Origin of the sequence: Micromonospora sp. WMMD734 (assembly GCF_049178975.1) — a bacterium.
Lineage (GTDB): Bacteria > Actinomycetota > Actinomycetes > Mycobacteriales > Micromonosporaceae > Micromonospora > Micromonospora wenchangensis.
In genome coordinates this window covers 3635376-3654283 of sequence record NZ_JBMHMK010000001.1, presented here as the reverse complement: position 1 = coordinate 3654283, position 18908 = coordinate 3635376, and the positions used below count along the sequence as shown (strand labels likewise).

The window sequence follows — 18908 nt, the reverse complement described above, 5'->3', positions numbered from 1 at the left end:
AGTTTGCCGTTCATGAAGGTCTACATTTCGGCCACCCAAAAGGACCTGCTGGAATACCGCGTGGCCGTGCACGCCGTGGCCCGTCGGCTGAAGATCGAGGACGTCGCCATGGAGGCGTACGGCGCCGACGTCCAGAAGCCGCTGGAGCGCTGCCTGAACGACGTCCGGGACTGCGACCTCTACCTGGGACTCTTCGCCTGGCGGTACGGATTCCGGCCGCCCGGCCAGACGTCGTCCATCACCGAGTTGGAATACCGAGCCGCGCTCACGGCCGGAAAGCCGTGCCTGGTCTTCCTGCTCGCCGACGACGCGCGCTGGCCGGGTGACATGGTGGACCGGGGCGCCGACGGCGAACGGATCCTCGAACTGCGTCGGGAGCTCAAGGAGCACCACCTGTGTGACTTCTTCTCCAGCGTGGACGACCTGACCGCCAAGGTGATGGCGGCCCTGACCGACGTGCTCAACGGGCGGTCCCAGGTCCGCGGGCCGGCCGACCCGGGCACCCACCTGCCGGAGGAGATGCGGGCCCGCTACTACCGGAACCTGGCGCTGATGTACGAGGCGGTCCCGGTGAACGCGGTGTCACCCCAACCCACCATCGGCTACCTGACCGTCGGGCTGCCGAAGGTGTTCGTGGAGCCCCGCGTGCACGAGGAAGCCCGCCCGGAGATGCCGTTGGCCTGGTGGCGCCCGGCCGGGACCACGCCGGACGGTGACGACGCGGGGCTGCCCGGGGTGGTGAACCCGGAAGAGGTCGAGCGGCTGCGGGAGGAGTACGCGGCCAAGGACGCGCCGTTGCTGTTCGACGTGGTGGGCGATCCCGCCCGACGGATGATCGTGCTGCTCGGCGACCCCGGGTCCGGCAAGTCGGCGGTCGCCCGCTACCTGGCGCTGGTGCTGGCCGGGGTCTGCGCCGAGCCCCGGCTGGCGGCGCTGGACGGCTACCTGCCCGTGCTGATCGAACTGCGGTCGTACGCCACGCACCGGGGCGACGGGCGGTGCGACGGCCTGCTGGACTATGTCGGCCACAGCCAGCAGAAGGGCCTGACCGGACTCGACCAGAAGGCGCTGGAGTCGTACCTGCGCCGGGGTGGCCGGGCGCTGTTCCTGTTCGACGGCCTGGACGAGGTGTTCGACCCGGCCCAGCGGGAGGAGGTGGCCGCGCAGATCGCCACCTTCGCCAACGAGTACCCGGGGGTGCTGACGGTGGTCACCTCACGGGGGGCGGGATACCTGCGGCAGACCTTCGCCAACGCCGGATTCGACCATTTCACGATCGAGGATCTCGACGACGGGCAGATCGCCCGTTTCCTCGACAACTGGTACCGCTACGTGATGGCCAACGGGGCGCAGGCGGAACGGCAGCGGCGGCAGTTGCTCGACGTGGTGCGCAACTCCCGGGCGATCCACGAGATCGCCGGTAACCCGCTGCTGCTGATACTCATGGCCATCGTCGGCCGGGGCCACCCGCTGCCACGCAACCGACGACGGCTGTACGCACACGTCACCGACGTCCTGATCTCCGAGTGGGACGTCACCAAGCAATTGCGGGAGAGCCACGGCGAGGTGCCGGCGTTGAACCTTGATGCAAAGCGTCGGCTGCTGCGGCAGTTGGCATTCCGGATGCAGTTCCGGGAGTCGGGGCTCGCCGGTAACTGTATTGAAACCGATGAACTGGCGCTCATCTTCCGGGACCACCTCGTCACGTTCTACAGTTTCGGTAACGAGCGGGCGCTCGCCATGGCCCACTCGATGATCGACAGATTGCGCCAGCGGAGTTTCATCCTGGAACGGTACGGGCTGCGACTGTTCGGGTTCGTGCACCGCGCGTTCCTGGAGTTCTTCTGTGCCGAGGAGATCGTGGACGGGATCGAGCACGGTCGGGACTCCTGGGGCCCCGACCGGTTGCGTGCGCTGTTCCGCGACCACTGGGCCGATCCGTCCTGGCGGGAGGTGCTGCGGCTGGTGGGCGGCGCACTGCCCGCCCAGAAGGCCAACGACCTGATCGTCCGGCTCGCCACCGAGGGGACCCGACCCTGGCCGCCGCTGAACCTCACCGGCCCGCCCTGGAACCTGGTGCTCGCCGCGCAGTGCGTGGCAGAGGCAGCCCAACCCGCCGACCTGGTCGAGGCGGGCGAGGCCGTGCTGCGCCAGGTCGTGCTGCTGGTCGAACACGGCATCTCCCTCGACGATCCCAATCTGGTCGACCTCACCGAGCAGGAGTTGCTCTCCTCGATCCGGGCGCTGGGGCCGGACTGGCCCGGCCGGGCGACCTTCCTGCACTGGTACCGCCGCCGGGGGATACGCACCAGTTGGCGCACCGGCTCCGCGTTCGCCACCCGGATCGCCGTCGCGCTCTCCACCGCCGACGAACAGCTGGAGGAGTTGCTGCTGCTGGAGCTGGGGCAGGGCACCGAGCGGCACGCCCACCTCACCCTGGTCGCCGGGCTCGCCGAGGCCGCCACCCGGATGGCCCCCACCGGCCGCCGCCGGTGCCGTGACCTCCTGCTCGCCCAGGCCCGGAGCGAGGTTTCCACCGCGGTACGCCAGGCCGCGGCGCGGGCCCTGGTCACCCACTTCGGCGTCGACCCCGACCTGCCGGACGTGCTGCGGGAACTCGTCGACTCCGCCGACGTGGCGGTGCGCACGCTGGCCGTGCAGGCCCTCGGCGGTCGTACCGAACTGTCCACCGACGTCCGCCGGATGGTGGTCCGGGCCACCACCGACCCTGCCGCCACCGTGCGGAGGGCGGCCGTCGGGGTGCTCACCGCGCGCCCGACCGAGCTGCCGGACGCCCCGGGGACGCTGCGGCGACTGCTGGAGACCGACCCCGACCCGGGGGTGGCGCAGCGGGCGCTGGAGGGCCTGCTGGCCCTGCCCGAACAGGCCGGGACCGCCCGCGCCGTCGCGCTAAGTCGGGTGGACGGCGATTCCCCGGACGAGGTACGGCGTTGTCTGCTGACCACCCTGCTGCCGGGGCCACCGGGCCCGGAGAGCACGGAACTGCTGCTGAGGCTGGCCGGCTCGGACAGCTCCGCGCGGCTGCGCACGGCGGCGGTGCGGCTGTTGGCCTCCGGACCCGATCCGCAGGGACGGTGCCGGGCCCGGCTGGTCGACCTGATCACCCAGGACGAGGACGCCTCCGTACGGGCTGCCGCCGTGACCGCGCTGATCGACCGGGACCGTGCCGAGGAGACCGGCTGGACCGTGGTGACGAACGCGGCCCGGGAGGACGACGACGCGACGGTACGCCTCGCGGCGGTGCGTGCCCTGGTCGACGCGTACCCGGACCACCGCACCGGGGAACTGCTTGTGGAACGCGCCCGCCGTGACCCCACGGCCAGCGTCCGGCTCGCCGCCGTCGACCTGCTCACCGGGCGACCGCGGTTCGGTCAGGCCACCCGCGCCCTGCTGGTCGGCCGGGCTCTGGAGGAACGGGACGCGCTGGTCCGGTTGCGGGTCACCCGTAGCCTGGCCAGCCTCGCCGACCTGTCCGACCCGACGGTGCGGGAGTGCCTGGCCGAGCAGGTCAGCAGAGATCCCGATCCGACCGTGCTCCGCGCGGCGGCCGAGGCGCTCGCCCGGCACGACGGCTCCGCCGCCCTGCTGGAGACGCTGTGCCGGCGGGCCCGACGGGACAGCTACGGCGGCATCCGGCTGGCCGCGGTGCAGACGCTGTGCCGGTACGGCAGCGCCGACGTGGTGACCGACGTGCTGCTGGAGTGCATCGACCTGGACACCGACCCGGCCGTGTTCGACGCGGCGGTGGGCTGCCTGACCGGGCAGGGTCCGACGTCCATGGCGGTGACGTTGCGGCTCATGCGTCGGCTGGCCGACGAGGACCCGGCGATCCGCGCCCGGGTCGCCGCCGCGCTCGGCGAACACTTCGGCGTCGACCCCGAGGTGCAGGTGCTGCTCGTCGGTCTGGTCCGCGACGACGCGTCCCTGGAGGTCAGGCGTCGGGCCGTGGAACAGCTGGGGGCGAGTATGGCCGACCGGGCGGAGGTGCCGGACCTGCTGCTGGGTCTGGTGGACGACGACGACTGGGAGATCCGCCGCACCGCGCTGCTCGCGTTGACCAGGCATCACTGGCGGGACCCACGGACCGGTGGGTTGCTCGTGCGGCTCACCCACCGGGGCGAGGACGACAGCACCCGGCGGCTGGCCGGTCAGCTGCTTGCCACACTGCCCGGCACCAGGCCCGACGACTTCCCGTGACCGGCCCCGGACGGGCGCTTCGCGACGGCTTCTGATCGACCGCGTCAAATACCATGGGCCTCATGACGGACCCGGTCGTCGGCTCGCCCCGCCGGGCTGGCTGGTGGCTGCGGGGGCTGTTCGGGGCCGTCGGACTGGCGGCGCTGATTCTCGGTTACATCGGCTTCGGGAGCCTGCTCGCGACCCGGCCGGAGACCGTGCACGACCGGTTCGACGTGCTCTACTACGACCTGCAACTCTTCGTGTTCGGTGCCGAGCCGTTCCAGAACCCGGGCCCCTACCCGTGGCAGTTGCAGGTCGCCCGGTTCGCCGCCCCGTTGTTCACCCTGCTCGCCGTGGCCGAGGCCGGCCGGCTGCTGCTGGCCGCCGAGAGCCGCCGCCTGCGCGCCCGACGGGCCCGTGGCCACGTCCTCGTCTGCGGTGACTCCCGGTTCGCCCACATGCTCGCCGACCGGCTCTTCGCCGACGGAGAGCGGGTGGTCGTGGTGCGGTCCGTGCCGTTCGGCCCGTTGGAGTACCGCCGCCGCCGCTATCTCGGCGTCATCGGTGATCCGACCAGTGCCGAGGTGCTGCGCGGCGCGGGGCTGCCCCGGGCCCACACCATCTACGCCTGCGGTGAGGACGACGACCGCAACCACGCCATCGCCAACACCGCCAGCCGGCTCGTCCGGGACGGACGGCAGCCACCACGGGTCTACGTCCTGGTCAACGACTCCGAGATGTGCCTGTCGCTCCAGGCCCGGCGGCTCGGCGCGGCCGGCTCCAGCCGGCTGCGGCTGGACTACTTCCACGTCGACGACGTCGCCGCCCGCGCGCTGTACCGACACCATCCCCTGACCGGCAGGGCCGACCGGCCCACCCGGCTGCTCGTCGCCGGCACCGGCGGGTTCCGCCGTGCCCTGCTGACCGAGACCGCCCGGCACTGGCGGGCGTGCCGGGCCCAGGCGCCCGCCGGTGTGGTCGTTCCACCCCTGCGGGTGGACCTCGTCGCCCCGGACGCCAGCACCGAACTGGAGGAGGTGACGTCCCGCTACCCGTTCATGGGCACCGTCTGCGAACTGACCGCGTACGACGGAGACCTCGACGGTGTCACGCTCGGCCGGCTCGGCTCCGGCCGCTACGATCGGATCTACGTCTGTTCCCCGGAGGAGATCAGCGGCTTGCAATTCGTGCTGGACTCACCCGGTCTCTGGCAAGGTGTCGAGAGCTGCGTGTTCGTGCCGGTCTACCGGCAGGCGGCGTTGGCGGCGGCCTTCCACGGTGACTCACACCATGACCTGCTCGACGAGGTGCACGGCAAGCTCCGCCTCTATCCGGTGCTGACCCGCGCCTGCGATGCCCGGCTGATCGGCGACGACCTCACCGAGCGGCTGGCCCGCCTGATCCACGAGCGCTACCTCGATGCGCAGCAACGGGCGGGGCTGCGGCTCGGCGACGGCCCGGCGATGGTCGACTGGTCGCTGCTGCCCGAGTCGCTGCGGCGGGCCAACCGGGCCCACGTCCAGGACATCGCCGCGAAGCTGCTGAACCTCGGGTGCGTGGTCGCACCCCGGCGGGGTGGTAGCGGTGACGTCTCCGCCGGGGAGGCCATCGACGACCGGATCGAACTGCTCGCCCGGCTCGAACACGAACGGTGGTGCCGGGAACGGCGGGGGGAGGGCTGGGCGTACGGCGAGCCCCGCGACGACGTCGGGCAGCGGCACCCCTCCCTGCGGCCGTGGGACGAGCTGCCCGCCGAGGTCCAGGAACGCAACCGCGAGGAGATCCGGGCACTGCCCACGGTGCTGTCCGACAGCGGCTTCGAGCTGATCCGGCTGCTGCCCGGGGTGCCCGAGCCGCGGAGAGGACCGGCTGATGTCGACTGATGCCGGGCTGGAACGCGTCGGTGTGACCGGGCACATCCACCTGACCCGTGACACCGAGGTGCTCGTCGCCGACGCGCTCCGGGCCGAGTTGTGCCGGCTCGGCGACCGGCCGGTGCGCGGGGTCACCTGCCTGGCCGGCGGCACGGATCAGATCTTCGCGCGTACCGTCCTGGACCTGGGCGGCACGTACGAGGTGATCCTGCCGGCCCGGGACTACCGGGACGCGGTCATCGCCCCGGGGCAGCGGGCGGGCTTCGACGAGTTGCTCGACCGGGCGGTGACCGTCGTGCACACCGGCCACGACCGGTCGGGCACCGCCGCCTTCGTCGCCGCCAACCGGGAGCTGGTCCGTCGGGTGCAGCGGCTCGTGGCGGTCTGGGACGGCGAGCCGGGTTGTCACGCGGCGTCGACGGACCGGACCGTCGACCGGGCCCGGCGTCGGGGCATCCCGGTCTCGGTCCTCTGGCCCGCCGGTGCCCGTCGGCAGCCGCCCGGGGCGTAGTGAACCGTGGGTTCACTGTCTGTCCAGTGCGGCGACCTACCCTCGCGGGTATGACATCGAAGCGGTTCGAACCACGGCGGCTGCTGGCCTCGGCCGTCGCGGCGGTCGGCGCGGTCGCCCTGGTCGTCGCGCCGACCACACCCGCGGCGGCCTCCACCATCCGCGACGGGTGGGTGCAGCTCTGCCCCTGGGGCAACTACCGGGTGCACCTCGAATACGTCGACCTCTACGGCCGGACCGTGCAGCTGGGCCCCGTCCTGAGCCCGGGTGCCGACTGCTGGTGGGGGCCGATCCCGACGGGTAGCGAGAGCACCCTGATCTGGGTCATCGGCCACTTCAACACCAGCAGCGACACCTTCGCGGTGATCGGCCCCAACCGGAACTACGAGACGTTCTACAACGGCGTCGACGGGATCGGCATCGCCGCCGAGGGCACGACCGCCTCGGGTGGCCGCAAGGACGCGCACTACTACCGGTACTGAGCCCTTACCCGTACCGGGCCACCACCGGTACCGAGCCACCACGGAACTGGGGAGAGTCGATGGTCCGCGCTGCCCGCGTACTGCTGGGGTTGTTGCTCGTCGCGTCGGTGGCGGTGCCTGCGCCGACGGTGGCGCGGGCGGTGGCGGCACCGCCGCCGGCCGGGGCGGCGTCGCTTTCGGCGGGTGTCGCCGGGGACGCGGACCTGACCGCCGGCAACCGGATCGGCGGGGTCGCCGGGCTGCCCGACTGGTCCCGGGTCGGCTATCTCGGCGGCCAGTCGTTGCCGTCGGACGCGGACCTGGCGGGCGGGTCCTGCACGATCGACGCGGCACGGCTGGCCACCGAGTTCGGGGTCCGCGCCGACGACGCGGTGGACGACAGCGTCGGCCTCCAGTCGGCCATCGACCGGATCAAGGCGAACTGTTCGCCGTCGGGCAACCCGCACCGGCTCTCGCTGATCGGGTTGCCGGCCGGGCGGATCGACATCTCCCGGCAGATCTACGTTGACGCGAACTTCCTGGTGCTGCGGGGGCAGGGCGCCGGCAGCGGCGGCACCCGGGTGGTGTTCCGGCCGGACGTCAACACTCGGTACGACACGCTGACCGCCGACGGCAGCCGGTGGAACCAGGACACGATGACCTTCGGTTCGCCGCCGGACACCGGCACCGGGGGGTGGATCTGGCCCGGTCGCGCCCTGTTCAAGGTGCAGACCCGCGAGGTCGCCGACCGGTACGCCGACGAGTGGGCCGCCGCCCCCGCCAACCGCAAGGACCTGTTCGAGGGATCGATCAACCAGCACTGGGCCTCCGGCCAGAAACTGGGTTCCGCGTCGACCGACCCGGGGTTCTCGGCCCGTGCCGGGCAGACCGTGATCCGCCTGGACGCCAAGGCGAAGATGGACGGCTTCCGCGTCGGCGGCTACGTCTGGGTCGGGGTCGCCAACAGCCTGCGCTTCTACGAGCAGCAGGGGCTCGCGCCCGACGATCCCGGCACCCGCGAGAACCTGCACATGCGCCAGCAGATGTTCCGGGCGATCGCCGTGAACACGTCGGCGAAGACCGTCACGCTGGACCGCCCGCTGGAGTACGACGCGCCCGTCGACTCCACCTCGGACGGCTCCGCGCCGATCGCCGGCAACGTCTACACCAGCAAGATCACCCCGCTGCGGGCGGTGGAGGGGGTCGGCTTCGAGAACTTCGCCTTCTCTCAGGAGATGGAGGGGCTGCCGAAGCTGCTCGGCGGCGTCTACCACCCCAGCCCGACCGACGCCGTGCACAACTACGGCAACCTGGCCCCCGAGTACGCCATGCACGGCATCGCGTTCAAGTGGGCCGCGAACAGTTGGGCGCGCGGGCTGGCCGGGTCGATGACCGGCTCGCACCCGATCGTCACCGAGGTCGCCCGCAACCTCCAGATCGAGCACAACACGTTCGACGGGGCGTGGAACAAGGGCAAGGGCGGCAACGGCTACCTGCGCGGCAGCCGGGTGTGGGACTCGCTGTGGGCGTACAACACCAGCCGGAACCTGCGACACTTCACGTTCCAGTGGTCGGCCAGCGGCAATGTGGCGTTCGGCAACGACCTCGACTCCGACCTCAACCTGCACGGCGGTTGGGAACGCTACAACCTGTTCGAGGGCAACACGGTCCGCGTCCCGTACGAGCACCGGTCGGGCAGTTGCACCGCCAACTGCGGCGGCGAGGGCGGCGAACTGGAGGACGGCACCTGGTTCCCGATCTGGTGGGCGGCGGCGGCGAAGGCGATCAAGTGGTCCGGGGCGTCCGGTCCGCAGAACGTCTTCCACCGCAACACCATGATCAAACAGTCCGTCCCGGGTGGCCCCTACCTGCCCTACGAGCCGTACTCCAGCGACGGCGGCGACGCGGAGGCGATCTACCAGTTCGGCTCCGACGCGGCGAACCCGCGCGCGTTCACCCCGCTCAGCCAGGGCGGCGCGCCGATCAAGGACTGGTCCGGCCGGGAGACCGTGAACTACGCCGGCCAGGGTGTCGCGGTACGCACCGGCGAGCGGTGGCCGTCGCTGTTCCTGCGCGACGTCGGCCAGCTCGAACCGCGCGACGGCAACCGGCGGACGGTCGTCACCTGGAACATGCAGGGCGCGGGGTCCAGCGCGGGCGGCAGCTACGAGAACAAGTACGCGACAGTGCTGGGGTTCCTCAGCGCGGGAACGCTGGCGGTGGCCCTCCAGGAGGCCGGGTCGCCGCCCGCCGGCAGCGCGCACGAGATGGCGCGGCACGCCCAGCAGGTGTTCGCCAACAACGGCATCTTCCCCCCGGTCTACGAGTACTACCTGGGCACCCTGCTCGGTGAACCCACCCGGCACCTGTACTGGCTGAACACGGACACCTCGACCCAGGGCCCGAACCGGGTCAACCTCGCCATCGCCACCGCGCAGCGCGCCGACCAGGTCGCCGTGGTCGCCGGGCAGGCGGGCGCCCGGCCGGCGCTCGGCGTACGGATCGGCGAGACGTTCTTCTTCACCGTGCACGGCTGGGCGGGCAACGGCAACGACATGCCGACCACGTTGGCGAACATCCGCACGTACATCCAGAACAACCCCGGCCCGAACGGCACCTACGAGTGGGTCGTGCTCGGCGACTTCAACCGGGAGCCGCAGAACCTGCGCAACGCGCTGCCGGCCAACCAGTTCGCCGTGATGGCCCCGGACGCCAACACCCATCCGACGACGGGCCCGACGAACACCCTGGACTACGCGGTGACCGACTTCGGCAACGGCGCGCCGACGCTCTTCCGGGCGCACACCGAGAACACGATCACCAACTCCGACCACCACCCGGTGACCTACGGCTTCGACCTGCGCGCCGCCGCGGAGGTGCCGCCGCTGTCCACACCGACGATGCCCGGCCGGGCCCTGCTGCGCAACGCCGCCACCACCTCCGTCGCCGACGCCGAACCCAACGGGGGGCCGCTGGTGGTGGATACCGCGTACGACCCGTCGCGGGCGCAACAGTGGCGGCTGGACTGGGACAACGAGGTCTCCGGCTACCTGCGCCTGCAACGGGTACGGGAGGGCAACTCGACCGACGACCGCTACCTGGGGCTGGCCGACGCGGCCCCGGACGCCCGCGCCGCGCTGGGCTGGTCACCGTCGCTGGCCCAGCTGTGGCGGCCGGTGGCCAACGGCGACGGCACCTACACCCTGCTCAACTACCTGACCGGGCAGGCGCTGACGGTGCTGCCGGGCGACTTCGTGCTGGCCGCCCGGGACGCCACCGACTCGCCGTACCAGCGCTGGTTCCTCGCGTCCTCGACGGACCTCGAACTACGGCGCGACATCCTGCCGGTCGTCGCGCCCGCCGGCACGGCGGCCGAACTGGGGGTGGCCGGCCCGGACGGCGTCGAGGGCCGGCCGGTGCAACTGCTCCCGGCCACCACCGGCAGCCGGGAGTGGCAGCCGGTGCCGGCCGGGCAGCGCGGTGCCGACAGGTGCTTCTACCTGCTGTACGGCGACGAGTACCTGACCTCGACCCCGGACGGGGGCCTGCCGCAACCCGGCGCGCACGTGGTGCTGGACGGCTACGACCCGCACAGCCAGGGGCAGGTCTGGTGCGTGCACCAGGACACCGCCTCGATGACCATCTACAACAACACCGTCGTGCAGGGCCAACTCGTCCAGACCTACCTGACCGACCACGGCCTGCACGCGCACCTGAGCGTGGAGTCCGTGCCGGACACCGGGCGGGAGGGCTGGCGCTGGTGAGGTGACGCGGGGGCGACGACCCCCGCGCCCCGGGGCATGCTGCGCACCGGTCGGCGACGTCCTGCGGCGTAAGCTGAACGGCGTCGATGTCGTCGACGGTCGGGGGTCACCGGGGCGTGGTGGGGCTGTCGTCGGGAGATGGCGTCGAGGGTGGGCACCGGACCCGGCCGCAGGGCGCGCTGCGACTTCAGATCCTCGGCCCGCTGCGCGTGCAGCGGGGCGGCGTCGAGCTGGACCCGGGCCCCCGCCAGCGCGCCTACCTGCTGGTCCTGTTGCTGGCCCGCGCCGGTGAACCGGTCAGCACCACCGAGCTGATCGACCTCGTCTGGGGCGACGACGCGCCCGCGACCGCGGTCAACGTCATCCACAAGTACGTCGGTGCGCTGCGCCGCCTGCTGGAACCCGGGTTGCCACCCCGGGCGGTCGGCTCCTACCTGCACCGGCACGCGACCGGCTACCGCCTCGCCGCCACGGCGGAGCTGCTCGACCTGATGGCGTTCCGGGGGCACGTCGGGACCGCCGCCGCCCACCTCGCCGCAGGCCGGGACACCGACGCCCTCGACGCGTACTCCCGGGCGCTCGCGCTGTGGCGGGGGCCGGCCGGCGACGGCTACCCGCACCGGCCGGGCGCGGTCGCCCTCTTCGCCGCCCTGGACGGGGAGTTCTTCACCGCCGCCGTCGCCGCCGCCGACCTGGCCATCGCGGCCGGACAGCCGCACCAGGTCCTCGTCCCCCTGCGGCTGGCGGCGGCGATGACGCCTCTGCACGAGCCGGTGCAGGCGGCGCTGGTCACCGCGTTGGTCGCCGCCGGCCAACAGGCGCAGGCGCTGGCCGTGTTCCGGGCCGTCCGGGCCGACCTCGCCGAGCAGTTGGGGGTGGACCCGGGCCCGGCGCTGAGCCAGGCGTACCACCACGCGCTCGGCCGGACGGCACCGCCGGGCCTTGCCGTGCCGGCCGTACCGCCGGGCCCGACCGGTGACGGCCTGGTCGGCCGGGCCGGCGAACTGGCGGCCCTGCGGGACGCGACCACGGCGGCCTTCGCGGGCGGCACCGCGCTGGTGCTGGTCCAGGGTGAGCCAGGGGTCGGCAAGACCCGGCTGCTGCGGGAGGCCACCGCCGAGGCGGCGCGGCGCGGCGCGCTCGTCGTCTGGGGGCAGTGCCTCGACGGCGGTGGCGCACCCTCGATGTGGCCGTGGGTCCAGGCCATCCGGACCCTGCTCGACGGGATGCCCGACGGACCCGGGGCCGTCCCGGTCGGCCGGGAGCTGGGCAGCCTGCTGGAGCCGCGCCAGGACGTCCTCGCCGCGCCGGTGCTGCCCGACAACGGGTTCCCGTTCCGGCTCTTCGAACAGGTCGTCGCGATCGTCGCCGCGGCGTCGGCCCGGCGGCCGACGGTGCTCGCGCTCGACGACCTGCAGTGGGGCGACGACGCGTCCCTGCACCTGATCGGCCACCTGGCGGCCCGGCTGCCCGGCGGCACCACACTGGTCGGCGCGCTGCGCGACCACGCTCCCACCCCGGGCGTCGCGCTGTCCCGGATGCTCGCCGCGGTCAGCCGGCTCCCCGGCCACCAGCGGATCCGCCTGGGCAATCTCACCGAGTCCGAGGTGGCCGAACTCATCCGCCGGGAGACCGGCTCGACACCCACCCCGGAGTCGACCCGGAGCATCCTCGCCCGCACCGCCGGGAACCCGTTCTTCGTCCGGGAACTGTCCCGGCTGCTCACCGACCGGCCCCGGGGGTATGCCGGCGTGCCGGCCACCGTTCGGGACGTGGTCATCGACCGGATGTCCGGGCTGGCCGCCGGCAGCAGCGACCTGCTCCGGACCGCCGCGTTGATCGGCCGGGAGGTGGAACTCGGGCTGCTGGCCCGGGCGGCCGGGCTCGACCTCGACCGCTGCCTGGAACAGCTGGAACCGGTGCAGGCGCTCGGCATGCTCCGCAGCCGCCCGGACGACCCGTTCTCGCTGCGGTTCGCCCACGACCTGGTACGTGAGGCGGTGACCGCGACGACCCGGCCGGCACAGGCGGGACAGCTGCACCTGCGGATCGCGGACGCGCTGGAACAGGGCGGCGCGGACGCCGAGACGGTGGCCGAGCGCCTCGCCCACCACCTGTGGTCCGCCGGCCTGCTCGCCGAACCGGCCCGGACGGCGCAGGCGCTGATCCGCGCGGGCCGGCAGGCGGCGGGCAAGTCGGCGCTCGACGTCGCCGAGCGGTGGCTGCGCTCGGCGGTGCAGGTGGCCCGCGGTGCGGGTCTCGCCGTATGGGAGCTGTCCGCCCTGGCCCAGCTCACCGCCGTTCTCGGCATGCGGTCGATGTACGGCTCCTCGGTGACCGACCTGCTGGAACGGGCCGAGCACCTGGCCCGGGACCTCGGTCGGGAGCGGGAGGCGGCAGGTTTCCTCTACTCCCGCTGGGCCGCCCTGGTCCAGGCGGTCGAACTCGACCGCAGCGCCCCGCTGGCCCGCCGGCTGCTGGAGCGGGGGCGGGAGTCCGCCGACCCGTGGGTGCTCGCCTGCGGCCTGCACGCCTGGGGCCTGCAACAGTGGGACTACGGGGAGATCGGTGAGGCGGTCCGCTGGCTCGACAGGTCCCGGAACATGATCTTCGACGTCCCGCGCCGGGACGAGGACCCGGTGCGGCACGACCTCCAACTGCTGATGGCCGCGATGCTGGCCGAGGTCACCACGCTGCACGGCGCGGTGGCCGACGGCCGGGCCGTGCTCGACGGGCTGGAGGACCTGGCCGGCGACGACCCGTACATGGTCACGGTGTGGGCGTGCGCCGCCACCCGGATAGCGGTGATCGTCGGCGATCCGGTGCTGGCGTTGCGCGCGTCCGGCCGGGGGATCGCCGTCGACCCTGGGTTCTCGTTCGTCTTCCTCGGCACCTACCAGCGGCTGGCCCGCTGCTGGGCGCTGGCGGTGACCGGCCGGGATCCGCTCGGCAACGCGGACCGGGCCCGGCGGCTCATCGCCGCGCACCTACTCGACCCGCCCCGCTCGGACGTCGCCGCCTGGCACGGTCTCCTCGGCGAGATGCTTCTCGCCGGTGGCGCGGTCGACGCCGCAGCGACCGCGCTCGACCAGGCCGACCACTATCTGGAGTCGTGCGGTCAGCGGCACCCGGAGGGGCTGCTGCTCCTGCTGCGGGCCCGGCTGCTGCGCGCGCGGGGCGAGCCGGTCGAGGTCGTCCGGGTCGCCGCCGAGAAGGCCCGGACGGTGTCGGCGGCGCGGGGCGCGTTCCTGCACACCCGCCGGGCCGAGCGGCTCCTCGCCGAGCTGACGACCTGACCCACCGCCGGTGGTGGCGGGACGTCGGTGCGGCGACCGGCACCGGGCGGCGTCGACCGCCGGCGGGGGAGCGTGGCTTGACAACCGGCCGGGTCCGCAGTGGACGATGAGACGTGAGAATCCTTGTGGTGGGCGGCAGTGGTCTGATCGGCGGGCACGTCGTCGAGGTGCTGCGCGGGCGGGGGCACACGGTGACCACGGTGGCCCGGACGGCCCGGCCCGGTGTCGACCATCTGCTCGACGTCGAGTCCGCCCCGACCGACGACCTGCGGTCGCTGCTCGCCGGGCACGACGGTGTCGTCCTCGCCACCCGGGCCGACGAGCAGCGGGTGCTGCCCCGGCCGATCCATCCGGTGCTGCGCCGCGAACTCGTCGACCCGGTGGTACGCCTGCTCACCGCCGCCCGCGCCGAGGGCCTCACCCGGGCGGTCCTGACCGGGTCGTACTACACCTTCTTCGACCGGCGGCATCCGCAGTGGCGGCTGGCGGACCGGCACGTCTACGTCAGGTGCCGGCGGGAACAGGCCGCCGAGGGCCGGGTCGCCGCCGGCCCGCAGCTCCCGGTCACCGTGCTGGAGTTGCCGTTCGTCTTCGGCCGGGCCGGCGACCGGCTGCCCAACTGGGCCGGTCCGCTCGACCGGTGGGCACGGTCCCGGGTGCCGCTGGCGGTCCCCGTCGGCGGCACCGCCGCCGCCTCGGCGCGCAGCGTGGCCGAGGTCGCCGTCGAGGCGCTCGAACAGGCGCGCGGCGCGGACGTCCCGGTCGTCGACGAGAATCTCACCTGGGCGGCCATGATGACCCGGATCGCCACCGCCGTCGGTCAGCCGCGTCGGGTCGGCCGCCTGCCCGCCCCCGCCGTACGGGCCGCGCTGGGCTGCGGTGGCCTGCTGCACGGTCTCGCGCGCCGGGAGGCGGGCCTCAACCCCACCCACCTCGCCGACCTGCTGCTGGCCGAGCTGTTCATGGAACCCACCACCGGCCGGTCGCTGGATCCGGCGCTGCGGGACACCTTCGCCCCGACCGGCTAGCCGCGCCGCCGGAAGCGAGCCCGTTCACCCGTCCGTCGGCTCGGTGCCGCCGCGCAGTCGTAGCAGCGCCTGCGGGGTGAGGCTGCGGGCGAGGGTCTCCAGGGCGGCGGTGAGCTCGGCGATCCGGGCCGGGTCGTCGGTGCCGAGGGCCGCGGCGAGCGCGCTGTCGACCGAGGCGGCCCTGATCTGGACGACCCGGTCGGAGAGCTGCTGCGCGGTGTGCAGCAGCAGCCGTCGCCGGTCGTCGGGGTCGGGGGTGGCCTCGATGGCGCCGGCCTCGCGCAGGCGGGCGGCGCAGACCGACACCTTGCTCTGCGGGAAGCCCGTCCGGTCGGCGATCTCGCTGACCGAGGTGCCCGGGTGGGCCCGGATGTCGCTCGCGACGATGAGCACGGAGCGGTGCAGCGCCGGGTGGGAGTCGATCCCCTCGGTGGGGATCGCCTCCTCGCCGAGCTTCATGAGGGTGCGCCCGAGGAGGAACAACTCGATGCCGTTCACCGGGTCAGGGTACATCAGAAAAGATTCATCATTTAAGATGCATCTGATACGATGCTTTTTGTCGGCGGGACCCGCCCGCCCGACGCAGGGAGACGCAGATGTCCGTCACCGCCACCCTCCGGACCGGCACGCTCGCCGTTCCCGGCGCCCGGCTCTACCACGAGGTGCGGGGCAGTGGCCCGCTCCTGCTGATCGGCCAGAGCGGGGAGGGCGACGCCCACCGGACCACCGACCTGGTGGAGCAGCTCGCCGACGCGTACACCGTGGTGACCTACGACCGGCGCGGGCTGTCCCGCAGCACGCTCACCGACCCGGAGCGGCCGGTGACCCTGGCCGACCACGCGGACGACGTCCACCATCTCCTGACCAGCCTCACCGACCGGCCGGCCGCGATGCTCGGGTGCAGCCTCGGCGCCTCGATCGGGCTGCGGCTGGCCGTCCGCCACCCCGGTCGGCTGCACACCCTCGTCGCCCACGAGCCGGTTTCACCCCGGCTGCTGCCCACCGCCGAGCGGACCCGCCACGAACGCGAACTGCTCGACGTCCAAAGGCGCTACGCGGCCCGGGGGCTGACCGAGGCGATGCGGGAGATCGCCCGGGTGCTCGGCATCGACCCGACCTGCCAGGTGGCCGAGCCCGACCTCACCCCGCAGCCGCTGACGCCGCAGCGCGTCGCCAACTTCGACACGTTCATCCGCCGGGACTTCACCGCGATCGTCGGCGACGACCTGCGCCCGGAGGACCTGCCCGGCTGCGGCACCCGGATCGTCCCGGCGGTCGGCGTCCGTACCGCGCCGGAGGTCTTCGACCGCCGGTGCGCGGACCGGCTGGCCGAGCTGCTCGGGACCACGCCGGTGGTCTTCCCCGGCGGGCACAACGGCAACACCACCCACCCCCGGGGGTACGCGGCCACGCTGCGCGAGGTCCTCGCCGCGCGGGACTGACCACGCGCCGCGCGCAGGCGGCGCGTCGTCGAGCGGTGCCCGGCCACCGGTTCAGCCGCGACTCCACCGCTGGCTGGTCGCCCCGTTGCAGTCCCAGATCTGGGTACGGGTGCCGTTGGCCGTGCCGTTGCCCACCAGGTCCAGGCATCGGCCCGAGCCGACCGCCGTGACGGTGCCGTCGGCGTTGAAACGCCACTTCTGGTTCGACTGGCCGTTGCAGTCCCAGATGATCACCGACGTGCCGTTGGCGGTGCCGGCGTTGTTGACGTCCAGGCACTTGCTGCCGTAGACCCGCAGTTCCTGGCTGCCGGTCGAGGTCCAGGACTGGTTCGCCTGGCCGTGACAGTCCCAGACGATGGTGGTCGCGCCGTTGGTCTGCGCCGCGCCGTTGACGTCCAGGCACCGGCCGGCGGAGACGCTGCGCACGGCGGACGTCGTGCCAGGTGGCGGCGTGGTCGGCGGAGGTGTCGTCGGTGGGGGAGTGGTCGGGGGCGGCGTGGTGGGCGGGGGAGTGCCGCCGCCGGTCACCAGGAACATCGCCGCGCCGTGCGCCGGCACCGAGGCGCTGAGCGTGCCGCCCGACGTCGAGCTGCTGTGCGCCCAGAGATCCCGCACCGCGTAGGACGAGGCGCTGCCGAGGCCCAGCGCGCTGGCCGTGGTGGTAACCGTGGCCGTGCCGCCACCCCGGTTGAGTAGCACCGTGGCCACCGCTCCGGTGGACATCGGCTTACGCCAGACCTCCAGGTCACCGCTGTCACTGATCTTGTAGCCCTGCCGGCCACCCCAGTCCTGGTTGACCGCGATGACCTCGGTGTTGGTCAGGATGGTCCGGGTGGCCGCCGACATGGAGCGCAGGTCGTTGCCGGCCAGCAGTGGCGCGTTCAGCAGCGCCCAGAGGCTGAAGTGGGCCCGTGACTCGGTGTCGGTGGGGCCGTTGCCGACCTCCAGCATGTCCGGGTCGTTCCACGCACCGGGCCGGGCGTACGAGTCCTTGCCGACCTGCTGGTCGAGGATGCCCATGATGGAGTTCCAGTTGCCGCCGATGTCACCGGTGTTGCGCCAGGAGTTGCCCACCGACGCGCCCCAGGTCCAGACGCTCTCCTGGCCCCAGTTGCACAGGCTGTAGAGGATGTTGCGGCCGGTGGCCGCCAGGGCGTCCCGCATCGCGGTGTAGCGCTGCTGCCCGCTGCGGCCGAGGTGGTCACCGCAGTTGTCGTACTTGAGGTAGTCGACGCCCCAGGACGCCCAGAGGTTGGCGTCGCGCTGCTCGTAGTTGATGCTGGCCGGGTAGCCGGCGCAGGTGGTCGTCCCGGCCGACGAGTAGATGCCCAGCTTGAGGCCCTTGCCGTGGACGTAGTCGGCGAGCGCCTTCATGCCGCTGGGGAACTTCGCCGGGTCGGCGACCAGGTCGCCGCTGGCGTTGCGCTGCTTGGTCGACCAGCAGTCGTCGATGTTGACGTACTCGTAGCCGGCCGCCGCCATGCCGCTGGAAACCAGCGTGTCGGCGGTCTGCCGGATCAGCGTCTCGTTGACGTTGCAGCCGAACGAGTTCCAGTCGTTCCAGCCCATCTGCGGGGTGCGGGCCAAGCCGTTCTCCAGCGCCTGCGCGGGCGGGGCGCTGCCGAGCACCGCCGCGCCGGTGACCACCGCCGTGCCCAGGGTCGCCGCCAGCAGTACGGGGGACAGCAGGGCGACTCGTCGTCGGAACATGCGCACGCTCCTTGCCGGGGTGCAGGCCACGGTTCGTAATACATCGACGTCCGCCAACGTAATTCGTCTGACATGTGACGTCAATATGCGCCAGTCGACCGCACCCGGGGCCGGTCTGCGCCGCCCTCGCCCGGGGCCGCACCGCCCGCCGCCCGCCGTCCGGGGGTCGGTCACCGGACGTCCGGGCTGCACACCTTCCAGTCGCCGTCCTGCCGCTCGACGTTCAACCCCACCGTCCGGGGTGCCTGGTCCGAATAGGTGACCTCGGCGGTCACCCACCGCCGGGTCGGTGTATCGCCCGAACGCTCGACCGTCACGTCGGTGATCCGGAACCCGGTCACCCCGTACCCGCCCGCAGGACGGTCCAGCCAGTCCGCCCGCGACTCGCGGCGTCGGTCGGCCGCACACAACATGTCGTACGCGCCGTTGTCGTCATGTCTGACCACGGCGGACAGGTAGGCGTCGGCGGCGGCGCGGATGCCGGGCTCCTCCCTCGCGTCCTTGCGGGACAGGTAGAAGCCGGCGGTCGGGGTGCCACAGCAGAGCAGCACGCCGACGCCGACGATGACGATGGCGAAACCCCGCCCGGACAGCTCCTTCTCGGCGGCCACCGCACCGACGG

The 18908-nt window shown here is 72.9% G+C and carries 11 protein-coding genes; 8 read left to right on the top strand and 3 right to left on the bottom strand.

Going from position 1 to position 18908, the window contains the following annotated elements:
* Positions 1-12 precede the first annotated feature (12 nt).
* From ACN267_RS15350 to ACN267_RS15320, 7 genes are all read left to right on the top strand, one after another.
* Entirely contained in the window at positions 13-4218 is a 4206-nt protein-coding gene (locus ACN267_RS15350; RefSeq protein WP_421488978.1) for a HEAT repeat domain-containing protein, read from the top strand.
* Positions 4219-4280: 62 nt separating this feature from the next.
* Complete coding sequence (locus tag ACN267_RS15345) at positions 4281-6083, top strand: RyR domain-containing protein (protein ID WP_421488977.1); 1803 nt, start codon at positions 4281-4283, stop codon at positions 6081-6083.
* Positions 6073-6585 (top strand): hypothetical protein, encoded by a 513-nt coding sequence (locus ACN267_RS15340; protein ID WP_204957183.1) that lies wholly within the window; start codon positions 6073-6075, stop codon positions 6583-6585. Before ACN267_RS15345 ends, ACN267_RS15340 begins: the two co-directional genes overlap by 11 nt.
* Before the next feature lie 50 nt (positions 6586-6635).
* A complete protein-coding gene (locus ACN267_RS15335; RefSeq protein ID WP_421488976.1) occupies positions 6636-7067 on the top strand; it encodes a hypothetical protein in 432 nt (143 codons plus the stop codon).
* A gap of 59 nt (positions 7068-7126) precedes the next feature.
* Positions 7127-10810: an RICIN domain-containing protein gene (locus ACN267_RS15330; RefSeq protein ID WP_204957185.1), complete on the top strand. Its 3684-nt coding sequence runs from the start codon at positions 7127-7129 to the stop codon at positions 10808-10810.
* Positions 10811-10896: 86 nt separating this feature from the next.
* Positions 10897-14106, top strand: a complete 3210-nt coding sequence (locus ACN267_RS15325) for an ATP-binding protein (RefSeq protein WP_421488975.1) — start codon at positions 10897-10899, stop codon at positions 14104-14106.
* 128 nt (positions 14107-14234) lie between these two features.
* Positions 14235-15134, top strand: a complete 900-nt coding sequence (locus ACN267_RS15320) for an NAD-dependent epimerase/dehydratase family protein (RefSeq protein WP_421488974.1) — start codon at positions 14235-14237, stop codon at positions 15132-15134.
* A gap of 24 nt (positions 15135-15158) precedes the next feature.
* Here the strand turns inward: ACN267_RS15320 and ACN267_RS15315 are convergent, their stop codons facing one another.
* Complete coding sequence (locus tag ACN267_RS15315) at positions 15159-15632, bottom strand: MarR family winged helix-turn-helix transcriptional regulator (protein WP_204957188.1); 474 nt, start codon at positions 15630-15632, stop codon at positions 15159-15161.
* A gap of 98 nt (positions 15633-15730) precedes the next feature.
* Between ACN267_RS15315 and ACN267_RS15310 the strand changes: the two genes are divergently transcribed.
* The gene (locus tag ACN267_RS15310; protein ID WP_421488973.1) at positions 15731-16576 is read left to right on the top strand and encodes an alpha/beta fold hydrolase; all 846 of its coding nucleotides are present in this window, start codon (positions 15731-15733) and stop codon (positions 16574-16576) included.
* Between the two features lie 51 nt (positions 16577-16627).
* Here ACN267_RS15310 and ACN267_RS15305 read toward each other — a convergent pair whose 3' ends face one another.
* Together ACN267_RS15305 and ACN267_RS15300 are read right to left on the bottom strand one after the other, a co-directional pair.
* Positions 16628-18286 (bottom strand): glycoside hydrolase family 27 protein, encoded by a 1659-nt coding sequence (locus ACN267_RS15305; protein ID WP_421488972.1) that lies wholly within the window; start codon positions 18284-18286, stop codon positions 16628-16630.
* Positions 18287-18456: 170 nt separating this feature from the next.
* Positions 18457-18897 (bottom strand): hypothetical protein, encoded by a 441-nt coding sequence (locus tag ACN267_RS15300; protein WP_204957191.1) that lies wholly within the window; start codon positions 18895-18897, stop codon positions 18457-18459.
* Between the last annotated feature and the right edge of the window lie 11 nt (positions 18898-18908).

What these genes read in the sequence shown, in the direction of transcription:
- ACN267_RS15350 (WP_421488978.1), top strand. Translation starts at nt 13, where the DNA reads ATGAAGGTCTACATTTCGGCCACCCAAAAGGACCTGCTGGAATACCGC.
- ACN267_RS15345 (WP_421488977.1), top strand. Translation starts at nt 4,281, where the DNA reads ATGACGGACCCGGTCGTCGGCTCGCCCCGCCGGGCTGGCTGGTGGCTG.
- ACN267_RS15340 (WP_204957183.1), top strand. Translation starts at nt 6,073, where the DNA reads ATGTCGACTGATGCCGGGCTGGAACGCGTCGGTGTGACCGGGCACATC.
- ACN267_RS15335 (WP_421488976.1), top strand. Translation starts at nt 6,636, where the DNA reads ATGACATCGAAGCGGTTCGAACCACGGCGGCTGCTGGCCTCGGCCGTC.
- ACN267_RS15330 (WP_204957185.1), top strand. Translation starts at nt 7,127, where the DNA reads ATGGTCCGCGCTGCCCGCGTACTGCTGGGGTTGTTGCTCGTCGCGTCG.
- ACN267_RS15325 (WP_421488975.1), top strand. Translation starts at nt 10,897, where the DNA reads ATGTCGTCGACGGTCGGGGGTCACCGGGGCGTGGTGGGGCTGTCGTCG.
- ACN267_RS15310 (WP_421488973.1), top strand. Translation starts at nt 15,731, where the DNA reads ATGTCCGTCACCGCCACCCTCCGGACCGGCACGCTCGCCGTTCCCGGC.
- ACN267_RS15305 (WP_421488972.1), bottom strand. Translation starts at nt 18,286, where the DNA reads ATGTTCCGACGACGAGTCGCCCTGCTGTCCCCCGTACTGCTGGCGGCG.